The 17,661-nt window shown below is 74.0% G+C and carries 17 protein-coding genes and 1 pseudogene; 11 read left to right on the top strand and 7 right to left on the bottom strand.

The features are described from left to right. Nucleotides 1-307: 307 nt before the first annotated feature. The 5 genes from ACTMSW_RS13595 to ACTMSW_RS13575 all read left to right on the top strand — a co-directional run bounded on the left by ACTMSW_RS13595 (nucleotide 308) and on the right by ACTMSW_RS13575 (nucleotide 4,432). Nucleotides 308-919 carry a winged helix-turn-helix domain-containing protein gene (locus tag ACTMSW_RS13595; RefSeq protein ID WP_441180946.1) on the top strand — a complete coding sequence of 204 codons (612 nt, stop codon included), beginning with the start codon at nucleotides 308-310 and terminating at the stop codon, nucleotides 917-919. Between the two features lie 661 nt (nucleotides 920-1,580). Further along, nucleotides 1,581-2,219 carry a uridine kinase gene (locus tag ACTMSW_RS13590; protein ID WP_441180945.1) on the top strand — a complete coding sequence of 213 codons (639 nt, stop codon included), beginning with the start codon at nucleotides 1,581-1,583 and terminating at the stop codon, nucleotides 2,217-2,219. Nucleotides 2,220-2,374: 155 nt separating this feature from the next. After that, nucleotides 2,375-2,773, top strand: coding sequence for a TraR/DksA family transcriptional regulator (locus ACTMSW_RS13585; protein WP_441180944.1), 399 nt, complete (start codon nucleotides 2,375-2,377; stop codon nucleotides 2,771-2,773). Between the two features lie 48 nt (nucleotides 2,774-2,821). Further along, nucleotides 2,822-3,697 carry a DUF72 domain-containing protein gene (locus ACTMSW_RS13580; protein ID WP_441180943.1) on the top strand — a complete coding sequence of 292 codons (876 nt, stop codon included), beginning with the start codon at nucleotides 2,822-2,824 and terminating at the stop codon, nucleotides 3,695-3,697. A gap of 306 nt (nucleotides 3,698-4,003) precedes the next feature. Further along, complete coding sequence (locus tag ACTMSW_RS13575; protein WP_357041249.1) at nucleotides 4,004-4,432, top strand: DUF2267 domain-containing protein; 429 nt, start codon at nucleotides 4,004-4,006, stop codon at nucleotides 4,430-4,432. Between the two features lie 52 nt (nucleotides 4,433-4,484). Here ACTMSW_RS13575 and ACTMSW_RS13570 read toward each other — a convergent pair whose 3' ends face one another. Further along, nucleotides 4,485-5,252, bottom strand: a complete 768-nt coding sequence (locus ACTMSW_RS13570) for a DUF72 domain-containing protein (RefSeq protein WP_441180942.1) — start codon at nucleotides 5,250-5,252, stop codon at nucleotides 4,485-4,487. A 298-nt stretch (nucleotides 5,253-5,550) separates the two neighbouring features. On the opposite strand from ACTMSW_RS13570, the gene ACTMSW_RS13565 reads away from it, so the two are divergent. The 3 genes and pseudogenes from ACTMSW_RS13565 (at nucleotide 5,551) to ACTMSW_RS13555 (ending at nucleotide 8,753) form a co-directional block, all read left to right on the top strand. Continuing rightward, nucleotides 5,551-6,975, top strand: a complete 1,425-nt coding sequence (locus ACTMSW_RS13565) for an endo-1,4-beta-xylanase (RefSeq protein ID WP_441180941.1) — start codon at nucleotides 5,551-5,553, stop codon at nucleotides 6,973-6,975. Between the two features lie 128 nt (nucleotides 6,976-7,103). Beyond that, nucleotides 7,104-7,403 (top strand): annotated as a pseudogene (locus ACTMSW_RS13560) (hypothetical protein); the annotation flags it as partial. Nucleotides 7,404-7,481: 78 nt separating this feature from the next. Continuing rightward, the gene (locus tag ACTMSW_RS13555) at nucleotides 7,482-8,753 is read left to right on the top strand and encodes a cupin domain-containing protein (protein ID WP_441180940.1); all 1,272 of its coding nucleotides are present in this window, start codon (nucleotides 7,482-7,484) and stop codon (nucleotides 8,751-8,753) included. A gap of 55 nt (nucleotides 8,754-8,808) precedes the next feature. Here ACTMSW_RS13555 and ACTMSW_RS13550 read toward each other — a convergent pair whose 3' ends face one another. The 5 genes from ACTMSW_RS13550 to ACTMSW_RS13530 form a co-directional block, all read right to left on the bottom strand. Further along, nucleotides 8,809-9,465, bottom strand: a complete 657-nt coding sequence (locus ACTMSW_RS13550) for a hypothetical protein (RefSeq protein WP_441180939.1) — start codon at nucleotides 9,463-9,465, stop codon at nucleotides 8,809-8,811. After that, on the bottom strand, nucleotides 9,462-12,128 hold the full coding sequence (locus tag ACTMSW_RS13545; protein ID WP_441180938.1) for an FtsK/SpoIIIE domain-containing protein: 2,667 nt from the start codon (nucleotides 12,126-12,128) through the stop codon (nucleotides 9,462-9,464). Before ACTMSW_RS13545 ends, ACTMSW_RS13550 begins: the two co-directional genes overlap by 4 nt. After that, nucleotides 12,121-13,212, bottom strand: a complete 1,092-nt coding sequence (locus ACTMSW_RS13540; RefSeq protein ID WP_441180937.1) for a hypothetical protein — start codon at nucleotides 13,210-13,212, stop codon at nucleotides 12,121-12,123. The genes ACTMSW_RS13545 and ACTMSW_RS13540 overlap by 8 nt, the downstream gene beginning before the upstream one ends. Nucleotides 13,213-13,219: 7 nt before the next feature. After that, complete coding sequence (locus ACTMSW_RS13535; RefSeq protein WP_250797911.1) at nucleotides 13,220-13,480, bottom strand: hypothetical protein; 261 nt, start codon at nucleotides 13,478-13,480, stop codon at nucleotides 13,220-13,222. 123 nt (nucleotides 13,481-13,603) lie between these two features. Then, nucleotides 13,604-14,008 carry a hypothetical protein gene (locus tag ACTMSW_RS13530; RefSeq protein WP_441180936.1) on the bottom strand — a complete coding sequence of 135 codons (405 nt, stop codon included), beginning with the start codon at nucleotides 14,006-14,008 and terminating at the stop codon, nucleotides 13,604-13,606. A 127-nt stretch (nucleotides 14,009-14,135) separates the two neighbouring features. Between ACTMSW_RS13530 and ACTMSW_RS13525 the strand changes: the two genes are divergently transcribed. The 3 genes from ACTMSW_RS13525 to ACTMSW_RS13515 are packed head-to-tail and all read left to right on the top strand — an operon-like array spanning nucleotide 14,136 to nucleotide 17,220. Continuing rightward, a complete protein-coding gene (locus ACTMSW_RS13525; RefSeq protein ID WP_441180935.1) occupies nucleotides 14,136-16,688 on the top strand; it encodes an ATP-dependent Clp protease ATP-binding subunit in 2,553 nt (850 codons plus the stop codon). Between the two features lie 14 nt (nucleotides 16,689-16,702). Next, the gene (locus ACTMSW_RS13520) at nucleotides 16,703-16,870 is read left to right on the top strand and encodes a hypothetical protein (RefSeq protein WP_441180934.1); all 168 of its coding nucleotides are present in this window, start codon (nucleotides 16,703-16,705) and stop codon (nucleotides 16,868-16,870) included. Further along, entirely contained in the window at nucleotides 16,870-17,220 is a 351-nt protein-coding gene (locus tag ACTMSW_RS13515; protein ID WP_441180933.1) for a DUF3140 domain-containing protein, read from the top strand. Before ACTMSW_RS13520 ends, ACTMSW_RS13515 begins: the two co-directional genes overlap by 1 nt. A gap of 152 nt (nucleotides 17,221-17,372) precedes the next feature. On the opposite strand, the gene ACTMSW_RS13510 is transcribed toward ACTMSW_RS13515, so the two are convergent. Next, nucleotides 17,373-17,615 (bottom strand): hypothetical protein, encoded by a 243-nt coding sequence (locus ACTMSW_RS13510; protein WP_441180932.1) that lies wholly within the window; start codon nucleotides 17,613-17,615, stop codon nucleotides 17,373-17,375. Nucleotides 17,616-17,661 lie beyond the last annotated feature (46 nt).

Below are 17,661 nucleotides of genomic sequence, written 5' to 3'. Positions count from 1 at the left end.
GGGCGCTTCCACATGGGAGCGCGCCCGGACGGCGCCACCTGCTCGTGAATCACGTTTCTCCACCACGGTGGGTTGATGACCGCGTCGAATATGAACCGGGCGGGTACCCCCCGTATCGGGTTAACTCGGCGGCTCTGCTGTAATCATCAGGCTTCGTACGCAGAGCGAGCGTTTGGCTCCGATGTGTTCGTCAATTGTCACATTCATGCAACGCAGCCGCCCCTTGACCCCTGCACGGGCGCCGGGAAGCATCGATGAAGCGGCGTCCCGGGCCGTGGGGAGTAACCCGGACCAGCCAAGGAGGACCATGTCGGTCAGCCCCGCCTCGTCGCGCGCCGGATGGCATACGTCCCAGCCCGCTGTTCCCGGTCGGCCCCCCGGCGGTCAGCGCCGGCCCGCGAACACCGCCGCACCGATGCTCACGGTCACGCTCACGATCCCGCTCGCCTGTGAGGAGTCGCTGACCCCGCCGGCCCGCCGACTGCTCGAGGCCGCCCGGGAGATGCTGGAGCGCGGCGAAGGAACGATCACCGCCACCACCAACGCCCCGGTCGAGCGCCGCCCGGACCCGGTTCCCGCCGGCCGGTCACCGTCCCGGCCACTGGCGCCCACCATCCCCGCCCTGCACATCCTGGCCGCCTCCCGCTCGGTGCTGCGCGACGGCGAGGCGCTTCCGTTGACCCGTCTGGAGTTCGACCTGCTGCTGCACCTGGTCGCCCACCCGCGGCGGGTGTTCACCCGGCTCCAGCTGCTCAACGCCGTGTGGGGCTACGAGCACGCCGGGGTGCGAACGGTCGACGTGCACGTACGGCGGCTGCGCGGCAAGGTCGGCGTGGACGTCCCACTGGTCACCACGGTCTACGGGGTCGGCTACCGGCTCGCCGACGACGCACGGATCACCATCGACCGCACCGGCTGACCCGTACCCGCCGGGATCCGGCTCCCACATGCCGGAAAGCGTGCAGATCTTGGTAGGGAACGGCCCCAGGAGGGCCTTTCCCTACCAAGATCTCTCTCGCCCCCAGTGGCGACCCGTTCCGGCAGGGGCGAGGGGGCAGCCGGGTGGCGGGCGGAGTCGGCTGGGCGGGTACCGGGCCGGGCGCCGCCTTCTGGCGGGCGTGTGTGTTCACGGCACGGTGTTCTCGTAGGGCGACTCGATCGCAACGACAAAGGTAGAGCTGGTCCGCAGCGGCGTCACGCTCGGTAGAGGTGACGCTTCGTGGTGCGCGGAGGGGGGCACCACCACTGCCGATTTCCCCTTTGCTCTGCACCCTGATACGCGCCATTCCCCTGACCTGCACCTTTCGTCCAGCGGCCGAGTACGCCCTCGGCACTGATCATGACGATGAGTAACTGGCGCGTCCTGGGGTGCAGAGCAAAGGGGTCGAGCCGTGTCGTGCCGCCCGCCGCCGACATGACGGTGTGTCACCGAGGCGACCAAGGTCGCCGACCCGCCGACCCGCCGACCCGCCGACCGGACGCCCCCGGTGAACCCACGGCCCGGTGGGCTGCGCCGCGCCCGGCTGCGGTACAGCGGCAGAGCAGTACAGCGGCACAGCGGCGGGGGGCACCATGGTCGGATGCGCGTTCGTCCCGTCTCTCCCGACCTGCTCGTGGCCGAGCTGGCCGACCTGCTCGCCGGCACCGACCCGGCGGGCCGGCTGCGCGTCGCCGTCGACGGCGCACCGGCGGCCGGCCCCGACGTGCTGGCCGAGGCGCTGGTCGATCCCCTGCGGGAGCGGAGCCGGCCGGCGCTGCACGTCCGGGCCGAGGACTTCCTGCGGCCCGCCTCGGTACGCCTCGAACACGGTCGCACCAACCCGGACGCCTACTACGAGGGGTGGGTGGACGAGGCGGGCCTGCGCCGGGAGGTGCTCGACCCGGCCGGGCCCGGCGGCTCCGGCCGGGTTCTGCCGTCGCTGTGGGACGCGCGGACCGACCGGTCCAGCCGCGCCGCGTACGTCGACCTGCCGCCGGGCGGGGTGCTGCTGGTCAGTGGCGCACTGCTGCTCGGCGGTGGCCTGCCCTTCGACGTCACCGTGCACCTGCAGCTCTCGCCGGGAGCCCTGACACGCCGCACCGAACCGGCGCTGACCTGGACCCTGCCGGCCTTCGCCCGGTACGCCGACGAGGTCGCCCCGGCCACCTTCGCCGACGTCGTGGTACGCCTCGACGACCCCCGGCACCCCGCGGTCGTGGAGGCCCTCGAGACGGGCTGAAAACCGGCGCAGATGATCGGTTTGGTCCGCCGGAGACGGGGGTATTCGCCCGGCTCACAGAGCACGGGTGATCGCCCGTGCCGAGACGACCATTGGCCGGGGCCCGCGCCACCGGCACCCCGGTGGCCGTTCGGCCCTCAGAAAGGCAGGCAGCGATGCTCGTCCACGACACGGTCGGTACCGGTCGGTCCCAGCACGAGATCGACCAGATCCGGCACTCTCTGCAGGCCCGGTACGACGAGCTCTCCGCGGAGTACGAGCAGGCCGTGCTGCAGAGCCAGGTGCTGCGGCTGGTCGAGGTGGGCGACACGGCCGGCGACGACCAGGCCGACAGCGGCACCAAGACCGCCGAGCGGGACACCGCGCAGTCGTTGCTGCGGACCATCCTCGACCGACGCACCCAGTACGAGCACGCCCTGACCCGCCTGGAGGAGGGCACCTACGGCTTCTGCGAGGGCTGCTCCGCGCCGATCCCGGTGGAGCGGCTGGAGATCTTCCCCTCGGCGACGGCCTGCGTCACGTGCAAGCAGAACCGCGAGCGTCGGGCGGCCTGACCGCCTTCTCGGCTTGCCGGTCGGTCCGGGACGCGGTGGACTCCCTCCATGGGTGACATCCGGGTGGGGACGGCGTCCTGGACCGATCGCACGTTGCTCGACTCGGGCTGGTACCCGCAGACGGCGGACACGCCGGAGAAGCGGCTCGCCTACTACGCCCGGCAGTTCCCGCTGGTCGAGGTGGACGCCACCTACTACTCGCCGCCGGCCGAGCGCACGGCGCGGTTGTGGGCCGAGCGCACGCCGGCCGGATTCACCTTCAACGTGAAGGCGTTCAGCCTGTTGACCGGCCACCCGACGAAGGTCAGCGCCCTCTACAAGGACCTCCGGCCGGACACCGACAAGAAGAACGTCTACCCCGACGACCTGCCACCGCAGGCGTACGAGGAGGTCTGGACGCGGTTCCTCAGCGCGCTCGACCCCCTGGTCGAGGCGGGCAAGCTCGGTGCGCTGCTGTTCCAGTTCCCGCCGTGGTTCACCATCCGACGGGACAACAAGCAGTACCTGCTGGAGGTGGCGAAGCGCTGCGCCCCGCTGCGTCCGGTCTTCGAGTTCCGCCACCAGTCCTGGTTCGACGGTGACAGCGCCGACGAGACCCTGTCCTTCCTGCGCCAGCACCGGCTGCCGTACGTCGCGGTGGACATGCCGCAGGGGCACCGCTCGTCGGTTCCCCCGGTGCTGGCCGCCACCGCGGACCTCGCGGTGGTCCGCTTCCACGGCCACAGCGACAAGTGGACCAGCAAGGACATCCACGAGAAGTTCGGCTACCGGTACTCCGACCGGGAGCTGAAGCAGTGGGCCCCGAAGCTGCGCGAGCTGGCCGACTCCGCCGCGCAGACCCACGTGCTCATGAACAACTGCTACCGGGACTACGCGCAGACCAACGCCGCCACCCTGGCGAAGATGCTCGACGCCGCCGGCTGACCTCACCCCCACCGGGTGAGGTCGCCTCACCCTCCTCCGGCGCAGCATGGACGGTGCGTGCGGCCGTCCGCCGACGGAGCCGGTCGCGCGGAGCCGAACAGTACGGAGGTGGGCTGGACATGACGGTTCGGGTGGTACCGGATCGACGACGCGGCGCCGTGCTGCACGTCATCGGCAGGACCGGCGACGCGCGGCGCACACCGCGAGCCGCGCGGGTCGTTCCGACCCGGCAGTGGCGTGGCCCGGCAGGGCCTCCGGGGCGCGCCGACGACCGACCGTGGGAGACCTACGTACGGGGGTGGAGAGATGGCTGAGCAGCTGCATTCGGCGTTCGAGTCCTCAATGGACAAGACGAACGTGATCCTCAAGGAGATCGAGAGCGCGTACGGCTGGCCCAAGGAGCAGCGCAACCAGTCGTACGCGGCGCTGCGGACCGTGCTGCACCTGCTGCGCGACCGGATGCCGGTGCAGGAGAGCGCGGAGTTCGCCGCGCAGTTGCCGGTACTGGTGCGCGGGATCTACTTCGACGGCTGGAAGCCCGAGGACGTGCCGGTGAAGCTGAACCGGGACGACTTCCTCTACGAGGTGCGGCAGGGCTTCCCGTACGACGTCGAGGGTGGCCCCGAGCGTGTCGTGCAGGTGGTGCTGGACACCCTGCGCCGTCACGTCACCCAGGGCGAGTGGCAGGACGTGAAGTCCCAGATGCCCAAGGACCTGGCGCGGATCATCCCGTGACGCGCGCCGGCCCGACCCGTGGACGGGTCGGGCCGCGCGGTCCGCGGCCGGCTCAGCCGGCCGCGGACCGCTCTGGCGTCCGGCTGACCGGCACGCCGGCGCTTCGGGCCAGGTCGGCGAAGGCGGCCGCGTCGACGATGGCCGCACCGCCCGGGTCGTTGTTGAAGTAGACGTACGCCGGCTCGTCGGCCGCGAACGTGTCGGTCAGCCGGCGCACCCAGGAGGCCAGGGCCGCCCGCCCGTAGCGCGGGTGCGGCCGGGCGCGGCCCTCGTGCAGGCGCAGGTACCCGAAGTCGGTCGTGCGCCACCGCGGCGCCACCGGCCGGCCGAGCCGGTCGGCCCAGACCAGCGCCGCGCGCCGCCGCTCCAGCACCCTCTGGGTGGCGTCGGTCCACCAGGAGGGGTGGCGCGGCTCCACCGCGACCCGTACGTCGGCGGGGAAGAGGCGCAGGGTCGCGTCCAGCGCGTCCGGGTCGGCCGGCAGGGTGGGCGGCAGTTGCAGCAGCACCGGGCCGAGCCGGTCGCCCAGGGCGTTGGCCCGGCCGAGGAACCGTGCCACCGGCTCCGCCGGCTCCCGCAGCCGTTTGATGTGGGTGAGGTAGCGACTCATCTTCACCGCCACGCAGAAGTCGTCGGGCGTACGGGCCCGCCAGGCGGCGAACGTGTCCCGCTCCGGCAGCCGGTAGAAGGCGTTGTTGACCTCGACCGTGGCGAAGCGCGCCGCGAAGTGCTCCAGCCAGAGCCGCTGCGGCAGGCCGGCGGGGTAGAAGCGGTCCCGCCAGTCGCGGTACTGCCAACCGGACGTGCCGACCAGAATCATCGCCCGCGCCTCACCAGAGGTCGAAGTGGAACACCTCGAACGCGGCGCCGCGGCGGACGCCGAGCCGGGGCGCCCACCGGTCGGCTCGGTCCCTCCACCTCCGTCGTGGTCGCCCCGACCATCCTGTCACCGACTGCCGGCTCGCGCCGCCCGGCGCGGCGGTGCGGACGGTGACCGTGCCGGTCAGGGTCCGGCGTTGACGGGCGCCGGGGCCGCTGACAAAATGTGGTAGCGCTCCCATCGACCGACGTCGTAACCATGCCGCCCCCGGGTGGCCCCGACGAAGGACAGGGACCGTATGTCTTCGCACCGCCGGCTCGGCCGCAGCGCACTGCTCGCCGCGACCCTCGCCGCCACGCTGCTCGGCAGCGCCACCGCCGTCACCCTCGCCGACGACGCCGACGCGGCCACGTCGCTGCGGAGCCTCGCCGCCGCCACCGGCCGCGACGTGGGTTTCGCCCTCGCCGTCGACCGCATCTCCGAGCCCGCGTACCGGGCCGTCGCCGACGAGGAGTTCTCCCTCGTCGTCGCCGAGAACGCCATGAAGTGGGACTCGGTCGAGCCGGTCCGGGGACAGTTCCGATGGACCTCCTCGGACGTGGTGGCGGACTACGCCACGACCACCGGCAAGAAGCTCTACGGCCACACCCTGGTCTGGCACCAGGCGCTGCCGAGCTGGGTGAGCACCCTGCCGGCCGACCAGCTCCGCGCCGCCATGCGCCACCACATCACCACCGTCGTCGACCGGTACGAGGGCCGCGTCGCCGCCTGGGACGTGGTCAACGAGGCGTTCTCCGACAACGGCGACGGCTCCCGCCGGGGCGACTCCGTCTTCCAGCAGAAGCTCGGCAACGGCTACCTCGCCGAGGCCTTCACCACCGCCCGGGCCGCCGATCCCGACGTCGACCTGTGCCTCAACGACTACAGCATCGAGGGTGTGAACGCGAAGAGCAACGCCGTCTACAACCTGGTCAAGTCCTTCAAGGCCACCGGGGTGCCGATCGACTGCGTCGGCTTCCAGGGCCACTTCGTCCTCGGTCAGGTCCCCGCCGACTTCCAGGCCAACCTCCAGCGCTTCGCCGACCTCGGCGTGGACGTACGGATCACCGAACTCGACGTCCGGGTGCCGCTGCCCGCCGATGCCAACGAACTGGCCCAGCAGGCCGCCGACTATCGCAAGGTCTGGCAGGCCTGTCTCGCGGTGACCCGGTGCCGGGGCGTGACCACCTGGGGCCTCACCGACCGGTACTCCTGGATCCCGGAGTTCTTCTCCGGCCAGGGAGCGGCGCTGATGTTCGACGAGAACTACGCGCCCAAGCCCGCGTACCGGGCCGTCGCCGAGGCGCTCGGCGCGGCACCCACGCCCACCCCCACCACGCCGACGCCGACGCCGACATTGCCGCCGCCCGGCTGCTCCGTCACCTACGTCCCCAACTCCTGGAACACGGGCTTCACGGCCGAGGTGCGCGTGCGCAACGACGGGCCGGCCACCGTCGACGGCTGGACCGTCCGGTTCGCCTTCACCTCGGGCCAGACGGTCACCGGAGGGTGGAACGCCACGGTGACCCAGTCCGGTACGCAGGTCACCGCCCGCAACGCCGCGTGGAACGGCACCCTCGCCCCCGGCGGCACCGTGAGTTTCGGCTTCCAGGGCACCCACGGCGGCACCAACGCCTCGCCGACCCTGTTCACCCTCAACGGGGCCACCTGTCGCCACGGTTGACCGGTGAACCGCCCGTATCGGGCGCGACGGCCGTCTACGGTGTGGTTAGAGAAGATCGCGCGTGGGGTACCACCCGCTGCACGACGGACCCCGGCGTACGGCGGGGCGGCACACCCGAGGGAGCACTCATGGCACTCAACGACGACGACATGACGACCACCAGCGGCGGCGGCCTCGAGGGTCCGGCCGACGGTGGGGCGACCCCGGGTCACCAGGACGGTGGCGCCGACGGTGGCGCCGAGGGTCCGGCCGACGGTGGGGCGACCCCGGGTCACCAGGACGGTGGCGCCGACGGTGGCGCCGAGGGTCCGGCCGACGGTGGGGCGACCCCGGGTCACCAGGACGGTGGCGCCGACGGTGGCGCCGAGGGTCCGGCCGACGGTGGGGCGACCCCGGGTCACCAGGACGGTGGCGCCGACGGTGGCGCCGAGGGTCCGGCCGACGGTGGCGCGACCCCGGGTCACTCCGACGGTGGCGCCGACGGCAGCGCCTCCTGACGGATCGCCGTGACGCACATCGACCCGCCGGGCGGCCACCACGGCCGCCCGGCGGCTTCGTCGGAGGCCACCGCCGCTCTGGCCCGTTGCGTGTCGGTCGAGCCGGGCAAGTTCGCCACGGCCCACTGGGGACGGACGCCCCTGCTGTCACGGGCCGACGAGCTGCCTAACCCGGCTGGCTTCACCGACCTGCTCAGCCCCGCCGACGCCGACGAACTGCTGAGCCGGCGCGGTCTGCGTACCCCCTTCCTGCGCATCGCCCGCGACGGCGCGCTCCTGCCGGCGGCGCGCTACACCGGCGGCGGTGGCGCGGGCGCCGAGATCGGCGACCAGGTCCTCGACGAGCGCGTCCTGGAGCTGTACGCCGGCGGCGCCACCCTGGTCCTGCAGGGGCTGCACCGCACCTGGCCGGCGCTCATCGACTTCGCCCGTGACCTCGGCACCGCGCTCGGGCAGCCGTTGCAGGTCAACGCCTACCTGACGCCGGCCGGCAGCCAGGGCTTCGCCACCCACTACGACACCCACGACGTGTTCGTGCTCCAGGTCGACGGCCGCAAGCACTGGCGGATCCACCCACCCGTGCTGCCCGATCCGCTGGAGAAGCAGCCCTGGGGCGGGCGGGCCGACGAGGTCTCGGCCACCGCCGAGGGCGCGCCCGCGCTGGACGTGGTGCTCGCCCCCGGCGACGCCCTCTACCTGCCCCGAGGGTGGCTGCACAGCGCCCAGGCGCAGGAGTCCAGCTCGCTGCACCTGACCGTCGGCATCCGTGCGCTGACCCGGTACGCGCTGGTCGAGGAGCTGCTCGCCCTCGCGGCGGAGGACCAGCGGCTGCGGGCGACCCTGCCGTTCGGGGTGGACGTGTCCGACGCCGACGCCATCGAACCGGAACTCACCGAGACCGTCGAGGCGCTGCGCGACTGGCTGCTGCGCGCCGATCCGGCGGCCGTCGCCGCCCGGCTGCGCCAGCGCGCCTGGCCGGCCGCCCGGCCCGCGCCGATCCGCCCGTTGGCCCAGGCCGACGCCCTCGCCGCACTGCACGCCGACAGCCGGATCGCCCCGCGTCCCGGCCTGCGCTGGCAGCTCGTCCCGGCGGGGGAGAAGGTCGCCCTGCGGATCTTCGACCGCACGATCACTCTGCCCGGCACCTGCGAGCCGGCCGTGCGTGCCCTGCTCGCCGGCGAGGTCACCCGCGTCGGTGACCTGCCCGGCCTCGACGACGACGCCGACCGCGTCACCCTGGCCCGTCGCCTCCTGCGCGAGGCGGTCGCCGTCCCCGCCTGACCGGGTGTAAGGAAGGGCCCCTTCTTAACGCCTCGCGTTAAGAAGGGGCCCTTCCTTACACCGTGAGCAGGAGGATCGTCGTCACCACGCCGGCGACCAGGACCACCGCCACCGGGCGCGGTCCGAGCACGGCGTGCCGGCGGTCGGCGAGGACCTTCGCCGGCACCAGCCCGGCCAGCGGCCCCAGCAGCGTGACCACCAGGGCGAGGACCGGAAGGCCGACCGCCAGGTCGCCGCCGTACCGGTCACCCGCCGCCCGGGCCGCGCTCCCCAGGGCGTACGCGGCCAACGCGCCCCCGATCCCGCAGAGCGCGAGCAACGGGTTCACCGAGCCCGGCAGGTCACCGGGCTGTCCGGTGCGCCGCAGCAGGTCCCGGGCACCGGCCAGGAGCAGCGTGGGGTCACCCGTCGCCCCCGGCGTCGGGGCGGGCGGGCCGCCCAGCCGGCGACCTCCCCCGAGGAGACCCCGCAGCTCCTGCCACACCTGGTTGGCCTCGGCGTCGACGCGTTCCTGGGCCTCCCGGGCGTCCACCAGCTCCCGCTCGGCGGCGCCCACCTGCGCCTGCGCCTCGTCCACCGCGCGCCGCGCCGCCGCGCACTGCTGCTCGTACCAGGCGTGCGCCTCGGCCCGCTGGGCGCGCACCCGTGCGGTCAGGTCGGCGAGCCGCCGGATCTGTGCCGCGTACGACTCGCTCGTCACCGGTTCGTTCATCGCGCAGGACCATAGGGGATGATCGTCTGCCCGGTGCGGTGCACCGCCCGGTCGAAGAACAGGCCCCGCCACGGGCGGGGGTACCAGTCCGGTCCGCCGGTGCCCGGGTAGAGCGACGACCCCAGCTCCCCACCGTGCGTGTCCAGCGCCACCCACGCTCCGATCTGGTCGGTGCGGGCCGCCGGCCCGCCCAGGTCGGCGCGCATCCGGGCCACGCCCCGCCACCAGGCCAGCACATGGGTGCGCCGCTCCGGTCCGTCGTGCAGGATCCGGCGCAGCTGCTCCAGGCCGGTCCGCCCGCCGACGCGTGCGGCGAGGGCGCCGGCGGCCGCGTCGACCGCGAACAGCAGCAGGTAGTGCGGTGTGGCGCCGGGCGCGCCCAGCCCGTCGGCGGTCTCGGCCACCAGTTCGGCGACGGTCTCCTCGTCGTACCAGGCGGCGTCGTCGGCGAGGTCCTCGTAGAGCGACCGGGCGATCGGGTCGGCGTCCTGGTCCAGGCACGCGATGGAGAACCGTGCGCCGCCCGGCCGGTGCTGCCGGGCCAGCGACCGGGCGGCGGCGTCCAGCACCGCGCACGCCTCGTCCACCCGGGTGCCCAGCACCGCCAGGTTCCGCCCCGGTGCCCGGGGCAGCCGCAGCGCCGCCGACCGGGACTGCACGTCGATGATCTCGCCGAGCAGCGCCACCGGCGCGCGCAGCGTCCCCGTGTCCGGGGCCTGTAGCGCCTGGAAGTCGGGGGCGTCGGCGAGCCGGGGGATCGCGTCGCCGTCGAAGAGCCGGGCGGGGGCGGCGTCCGGCGGGCGCATCCGCCACAACCGGTGCTGGAGGTCGCTCCACGTGTCCCAGTCGCTGGCCGACGGGATGCGGGCGACCTCGTTGCCCTCGGCCATGCCGGACTCGGCGTTGACCACCGCGTGGTGGCGGGGCAGCGACTGGGCGGCATCGTTGCGCTCGGCGAGGATGCGCAGCGCCTTGGGCAGCGCGATGCGCAGCGTGAACTGGGCGACCAGGGCCGGCCGTCCCCACAACGCCTCGATGCCGCGGACGTCCTGGGAGGCGAGGACCAGGTGGATGCCCTGCGACCGGCCACGCCGGGCCAGGTCCTCCAACAGGTCGGCCGCCTCCCGGGCGACGGCGTCCCGGCCGGCGAGCAGCATCTGGAACTCGTCGACCACGGCGACGATCCGGGGCCAGTGCCCGGTCGGGTCGACCGCCCGCAGCTCGGCGAGCTTGGTGACCTCGTGCTTCTTGGCGGCGTCGGCCCGCCGACGCAGCTCCTCGGCGAGGAACCGCAGCAGCGCGAGGCCGAACTCCCGGTCGGTGTTGACGTTGATGCCCACCAGGCGCATGTGCGGCAGCCAGCTCGGGTCGCGGCGACCCTGCGCGAACCGGGCGAACGACACGCCCTCCTTGAAGTCCAGCAGGTAGAACTCCAGTTCCGCCGGGGAGTAGCGGGAGGCCAGCGCCCCGATCCAGGCGAAGATCAGGTTGGTCTTGCCGGTGCCGGAGGGACCGCCGATGAGGGCGTGCGGCGGGTAGTCGCCGAGGGTCAGCAGCACGGGTCGGCCCTGTGGGCTCTCGCCGATCGGGGCGGTCAGCCCGTGCGCCGAGTCCTCCCGCCACATCGCGTCGGCCGGCGGCAGCAGGTCAGTGAACGGGGTGGGCGCCGGCCCGGCGTTCACCCGGGCCGCCACCTCGCGGCAGGTCTCCGTGACCAGCGTCGCCGGGGGCGGCGGGTCGAGGCGTACCGGCAGGTCGACGACGCGGGCGCCGCCCGGCTCCATCCGGACCCGGGTCACCGTCGGGTCGTCCGGCAGCGACATGCCGCGCACCACCAGGTGCACCCCGCACGCCGCCCCGGTGCGGACCACCCGGTCGAGCTGGCCGCGCTCGTGCCGGGACAGCTCGTCGCCGCCGAGCAGCACCGCCACCCGCCACGGCTCCGGCCGGCGGCCGGTCGCGGAGGCCAACTCCCGCAGCGAACCGTACTCACCGGCCAGCACCGTCTCGTTGATCCGGCGGATCTGCTCGACCAGATCGTCGAGCAACCGACCGAGACCACCCGGTCCGACGAAGGTGAGCAGCCCGGCGGTGCCGAGCGGCGCGAACCCCGCGAGCCCGCCGCCCAGATGCTCCGGGTCGTACCCCACCAGGCGTACGCGGCCGGGCTCGGCGCGACCGACGGCACGCAACAGCAGCGCCGACACCACGGCCTCGGTGCCCCGACGGTCCTCGCCGGACAGGTGGACGTGCCCGGCGTCGAGGAGCGGCACCAGCGCCGGCACCGGTTCGTCGGCGGCGACCGCCACCGTGCCGACGCGGAGCGCGCCCGGCGGTTCGGCTCTGGTCGGCGGGGTGGGCCGCCATTCCGCCCAGTCGGCGGAGGCGGCGCCGGGTGCCTCCCGACGGGCCGCGTCTGCCGCCCGGGCGGCAAGCTCGGCCAGGCGGGCGGCGTGCCGGCCGTCGATGTCGGCGAGCCGCCGGTCGCGTTCCGCGCCGACCCGGGCCGGTACCGCGTCGGCGGCCCGCCGGATCCGGGCCAGCCGTTCCCGTGCGGCGGTCAGCTCCTCCTGAGCGGTGCCGAGCCGGGTCCGGGTCGACCCGAGGGCCTCGCCGAGCATTCCCCGGACCCGGGTGACCAGCTGCGTGCGCCGGTCAGCCATCGGAGTCCCGACGGTGTGGCGCGGCTGCGTCCCGGCGTACCTCGGCTGCCCGCTCGCGGGTCGTGGCCAGCCGCCGCCGGGCGGCGACCGCCTGCTCCCGGGCCGCCGCGGCCCGCCGCTCCCAGGCCGCGTCGCGCTGGCGGACGGCGTCCCGCTCGCGTGCCGCGTCGTGCTGGTCCCGGCGCTCGGTGTCCTCCCGGCGCTGCCGTGCCTGTGTCTCCTGCCGCTCCCGCTCCGCCTCGGCGGGCAGGTCCCGGCCGAGGCGGTCGAGCAGCACGCCGGCCAGGACGCCGGCGGTGACCGCCGGGTCGGCGGCGTGCGGCTGCTCGGCCTCCCCCCGCCGGGGCGGGGGCATCCGGCAGACCCGGGTGAGCAGGGTGTCCAGCACCGGCGGTGGAAGGCCGGGCAGCAGGTCGCGGACCCGGCCGTCCAGTTCCCGGCGCAGCCGGGGAAGGTCGTCGGCGCGGGGCGGATGCCCGAGCAGCTCACCGGCGAGCTCGCGCAGCAGGGGCGGGGCCACCGCGGCCAGGCCCAGGCCGACGTCGGCGTGCGCCCGCCGCAGCTCGGCGTGCAGCCGGTCCCGGTCGCCGGCCCGCACCCCGGACACGACCCGTCGCAGCAGCTCGCCGGAGTCGCGTACGGTCTCGTCGGGCGCTGCCGGCGGACCCTCCGACCCGCCGGTCAGCTCCGCCACCCGCACCGCCCACCAGCGCGGCGCGGTGGCCGGGCCGGCGTCCGGGGAAGCGGGTGCGGCCGGTGCCGCCTCCCGCGGCGCGTCGTGCGCCGGTCGCCGCTGCTCCTGCTCGCCGCGGGGAGCGGGGGCGCCGTCGGGGGCCAGCCCGATCGCCGCCAGGTACGCCGACAGCTGCTCCTGGGCGACGCGCAGCGCGTACCCGGCAGTCTCCGCGTGTTCGGTGGCCGCCGACAGCTCCGGAACCCCCATCGGGTCGGCCGACTCCTGCCGCACCCAGCGCAGCCGCTCGGCGGCCTGCCCGAACTTCTCCAGGGCCTGCGCGAGCTGCCCCAGCGGCAGCTCGTCGGCGGCGGCCCGGACGTGGGCGCCGAGATCCTCGACGATGGACACGGCGGGCTCAGAGGGTCGCGACGTAGAGCTGGGCCTGCTCGACCGCGACGAGTGTCGCGGCGAGGCATTCCTCCAGCTCCTGGCTGGCCTGCGTCAGCGACGCCTGGGCCGCCTCGACGGTCTCGTGCCCGCTGCCCTCCAGCGCACCGGCGAGGGTCTGTTGCGCCTCGGCCAGTTTCTCGCCGGCCGCCTGCACGGCACTCTGGCCGTCGCCGATCTGTTGGAGCGCGACATCGATGGCTGCCTTGAGCTCGGCGACGCTCGCCACGGCGGAACCTCCTGGGGGCGGGGAGGTCTCCATTAGAGCCTATCCGCCTGAGCGAGCAAACATCCGCCCTGTCACGTTCCTACCTCACTGACCGGTTGCAACCCGGAAGTGCTGGGAGTCCGATTAATGGGACTCCCGGCCGTGGATGTCCCGGTCGCGCAACCAGCGCGGGCCGTACACCTCGGCGCCCTGTGCGGTGACACGTTCCCGCAGCTCACGGTCGGCGGTGACGACAAGCCGGCGACGCTGCGGCGCGGCCACGACCAACTCCACCACCGCGTCGTCGCCCGAGCGGGGCGCCGCGACCACCAGGACTCCGGGCACCGAGGGCACGTCCCGCGCCGCCCCCTCCACCACCAGGACGACCTCCGCCGGCGGCGGCAGCTCCGGAGGCACGCCGTCGGTGGCGACCGGGACCAGCGTGTCGCGCAGGCGTGCGGTGGCGCCGGCCCGGTCCCGCCACCAGCCGTCGGGCCGTGATCCGACGACGTTGGCGGCGTCCACGATGAGCAGCGGTGTCGCGTCCATGCCGCCAGCCTGCCACCGTCGCGCCGGATCCGGACGGCACGCCCCCGCGCGCCGCGACGGCGTTTGTCGGGCCGACCGCCGGGTAGCCCCTGCCGACCGTGGCGCGCCCGAGCAGCGGAGGACAGACATGATGGGACCCGGCGACTTCGGCTCCGATCCGTGGGACGAGTTCCTGGCCCGGTACTTCGGCCGGAGCGAGGGTGGCCGGCGGCCCGCGCACCGGGTCGACATCACGCGCCTGATGACCGCCGACGCCCGGGAGATGCTGGCCGACGCGGCCCGGCGGGCGGCCCAGAGGCAGAGCAACGACCTGGACACCGACCACCTGCTCTGGGCGGCCCTGCAACGGGAGCCGTTGCGCGACCTGGTCCGGCGGGCGGGCGCCGACCCGGACACCCTCGTCAACGCCCTCGGTGGGCGCGGCGACGGCGCACCGGGGGGCGAGGTGCCGGCGAACCTGTCGCTCACCCCGGCGGCCAAGCGGGCGCTGCTCGACGCACACCAGCTGTCCCGAGCCATGGGCGCGAACTACATCGGCCCCGAGCACATCCTCATGGCCCTACCGCTGAACCCGGAGTCGCCGGCCGGCCGGATGCTCGCCGCGGGCCGCATCCAGCCCGAGTCGTTGCAGGCGGCCAACGCCGAGCGCGGGCCGATGACCGGCCCGAAGCCGGACCGGGGCACCCCCACCCTCGACCAGTACGGGCAGGACCTCACCGAGCTGGCGCGGATGGACCAGATCGACCCGGTGATCGGCCGGGCCGACGAGATCGAGCAGGCCGTGGAGATCCTGTCCCGGCGGACCAAGAACAACCCGGTGCTCATCGGTGAGGCCGGCGTCGGCAAGACGGCAATCGTGGAGGGTCTGGCCGAGCGGATCTGCGACGGGGACGTGCCGCAGACGCTGCTCGGCAAGCGGGTCATCCAGCTCGACCTGGCCGGGCTGGTGGCCGGCACCCGGTACCGCGGCGACTTCGAGGAGCGCCTGAAGAAGGTGATCGAGGAGATCCGCGCCCACCGCGAGGAGCTGATCATCTTCCTGGACGAGATCCACACCCTGGTGGGCGCGGGCGGGGCGGGCAGCGAGGGCGGCATGGACGCCTCCAACATGCTCAAGCCCGCGCTGGCCCGGGGTGAGCTGCGGGTGATCGGCGCGACCACGCTGGACGAGTACCGCCGCAGCATCGAGAAGGACGCCGCCCTGGCCCGCCGGTTCCAGCCGGTGTACGTGCCGGAGCCGACCGTCGAGGACACCGTCGCGATCCTGCGCGGCCTGCGCGACCGCTACGAGGCCCACCACCAGGTCCGGTTCACCGACGAGGCGCTGGTCGCCGCCGCCGAACTGTCCGACCGGTACGTCACCGACCGCTTCCTGCCGGACAAGGCCATCGACCTGATCGACCAGGCCGGCGCGCGGGTCCGACTGCGCACCCGCACCCCGGCGGCCGACGTGCGGGAGCTGGAGAACCAGCTCGACGAGGTACGCCGGGACAAGGAGCAGGCCGTCGCCGACGAGCAGTACGAGAAGGCGTCCTCCCTGCGGGACCGGCTCGCCGAGCTGGAGGACCAGATCCGGCGGGCGCAGGGCGACGGACCCGACGCCTCGCACGTGCCGCACGTCGGGCCGCCGGAGATCGCCGAGGTGGTGTCCCGGGCCACCGGCATCCCCGCCAGCCAGCTCACCGAGGAGGAACGGGACCGGCTGCTGCGCCTGGAGGGCCACCTCCACGAGAAGGTGGTGGGTCAGGACGAGGCGGTCACCGCCGTCGCCGAGGCGGTACGCCGTTCGCGTACCGGCCTGGCCGACCCGAACCGCCCGATGGGCTCGTTCCTCTTCCTCGGCCCGACCGGCGTCGGCAAGACCGAACTGGCCCGCTCACTGGCCGAGGCGCTCTTCGGCGAGGCCGACCGGATGGTCCGGGTGGACATGAGCGAGTTCCAGGAACGGCACACGGTCAGCCGTCTCGTCGGCGCGCCGCCGGGGTACGTCGGCTACGAGGAGGCCGGGCAGCTCACCGAGGCGGTGCGGCGCCGCCCGTACGCGGTGGTGCTGCTGGACGAGATCGAGAAGGCCCACCCGGACGTGTTCAACATCCTGCTCCAGGTGCTCGACGAGGGGCGGCTCACCGACAGTCAGGGCCGGACGGTCAACTTCAAGAACACGGTGCTCATCATGACCAGCAACCTCGGCTCGGAACTGATCACCGGCACCCAGCGGGCGGTGGGCTTCGGCGCCGGCGAGGGCGGCGGCGGGGAGAGCGACGAGCTGCGCGAGCGGCTGATGCGCCGCCTCCAGGAGAACTTCCGCCCGGAGTTCCTCAACCGCGTCGACGAGGTCATCATCTTCCGTCGGCTGGAGGCCGAGCAGCTCCGCCAGATCACCGGTCTGCTGCTCGAGGAGACCCGTCGCCGGCTGCACGCCCAGGACATCGGGGTCGAGTTCACCACGGCCGCGACCGACTGGCTGGCCGAGCACGGCTACCAGCCGGAGTTCGGCGCCCGGCCGCTGCGCCGCGTCATCCAGCGCGAGGTGGACAACCACCTGTCCCGGATGCTGCTCGAATCCACCGTCTCGCCGGGGCAGAAGGTCACCGTGGACGCCCGCGACGGCCAGCTCGCCTTCGACGTGGCCACGGGCGAGCGCGGTCACACCGCGGCGTCCACGTCGCATCCCCGATGACCCGGGAGGGGCACATGACCGAACCCGAGGAGACCCAGGACAGCGCCGAACGCACTGAGCCGATCGTGGCGCCGCCGACGGCGAACCCCGCCCGGGTGCAGGTGCCGCCGGAGGGGCCGGGCCGGCAGACCGACGAGCGGGACCCGGCGGCGTCCGAACGCCGCCGGCGAGAGGAGGGCTGATGGTACGCGAGAAGCGAGTCGACGCCGAGGTGGACGTGCTCTGGGACGACTTCCACGCCCAGGTGAACGTGCCGTCCGCGCAGTTGCGGCAGTGGCTGCTGACCCGGGGCTCCGGAGAGGAGTCGTTCGGCCCGAACCCGGACCTCGACCTGCCCGAGCCCGGCCGGCAGATCCTCAAGGTCCTGACCAAGCGCAAGGTGGATCTCACGCCGGAGGACATCGAGGTGATGCGCGACGCGGTCGACCGCATCGAGTCCCTGATGGACGCGAAGCCACCGCGCGGCAACGCCGACGACGAGTGGCGGCACTCGCTGCTCGACCTGGGCCACGACCCCCTCGTCGAGCGCTGACCCGCCCCGGCCGGCCCCCTTCGGGGGCCGGCCTTCCGCCCCGCCCCGCCCCACCCCGGTCGATCATGAAGTTGTCGCCGCGACACGCCGTGCGCGGCGACAACAACGTCATGATCGACCGGGCGAGGTGGGTGGTGGGTGGGGTGGTGGGGTCAGCCCTGGTCGGGTTCGATGCTGCCGATGGTGAGGCCGACGGCGTCGGCGGCGGCCTCCCGGTCGGTGCGGGCCCGCTCCTCGCGGGTGAGCAGGTTGGCGTACTCGGCGACGTCGGCCGGGTCGGGTACGTCCGGCACGCGACGCAGGAACGTCTCGACGTCGCGGGCGGCGGCGGTGTGCGTGGCGGCCGCCTGCCGGAGGATCTCCCGGTCGTCGGCGGCAGGGTAGAGGTCCGTCATGGTGTCCGGGATACCCGGCCGGGGGCGGTTCGCACCGCCACCGGCC

The organism is Micromonospora sp. BQ11 (assembly GCF_052068135.1).
Lineage (GTDB): Bacteria > Actinomycetota > Actinomycetes > Mycobacteriales > Micromonosporaceae > Micromonospora.
Note: the sequence above shows the minus strand (reverse complement) of the source record. Positions and strands in the feature narration are given on the sequence as shown.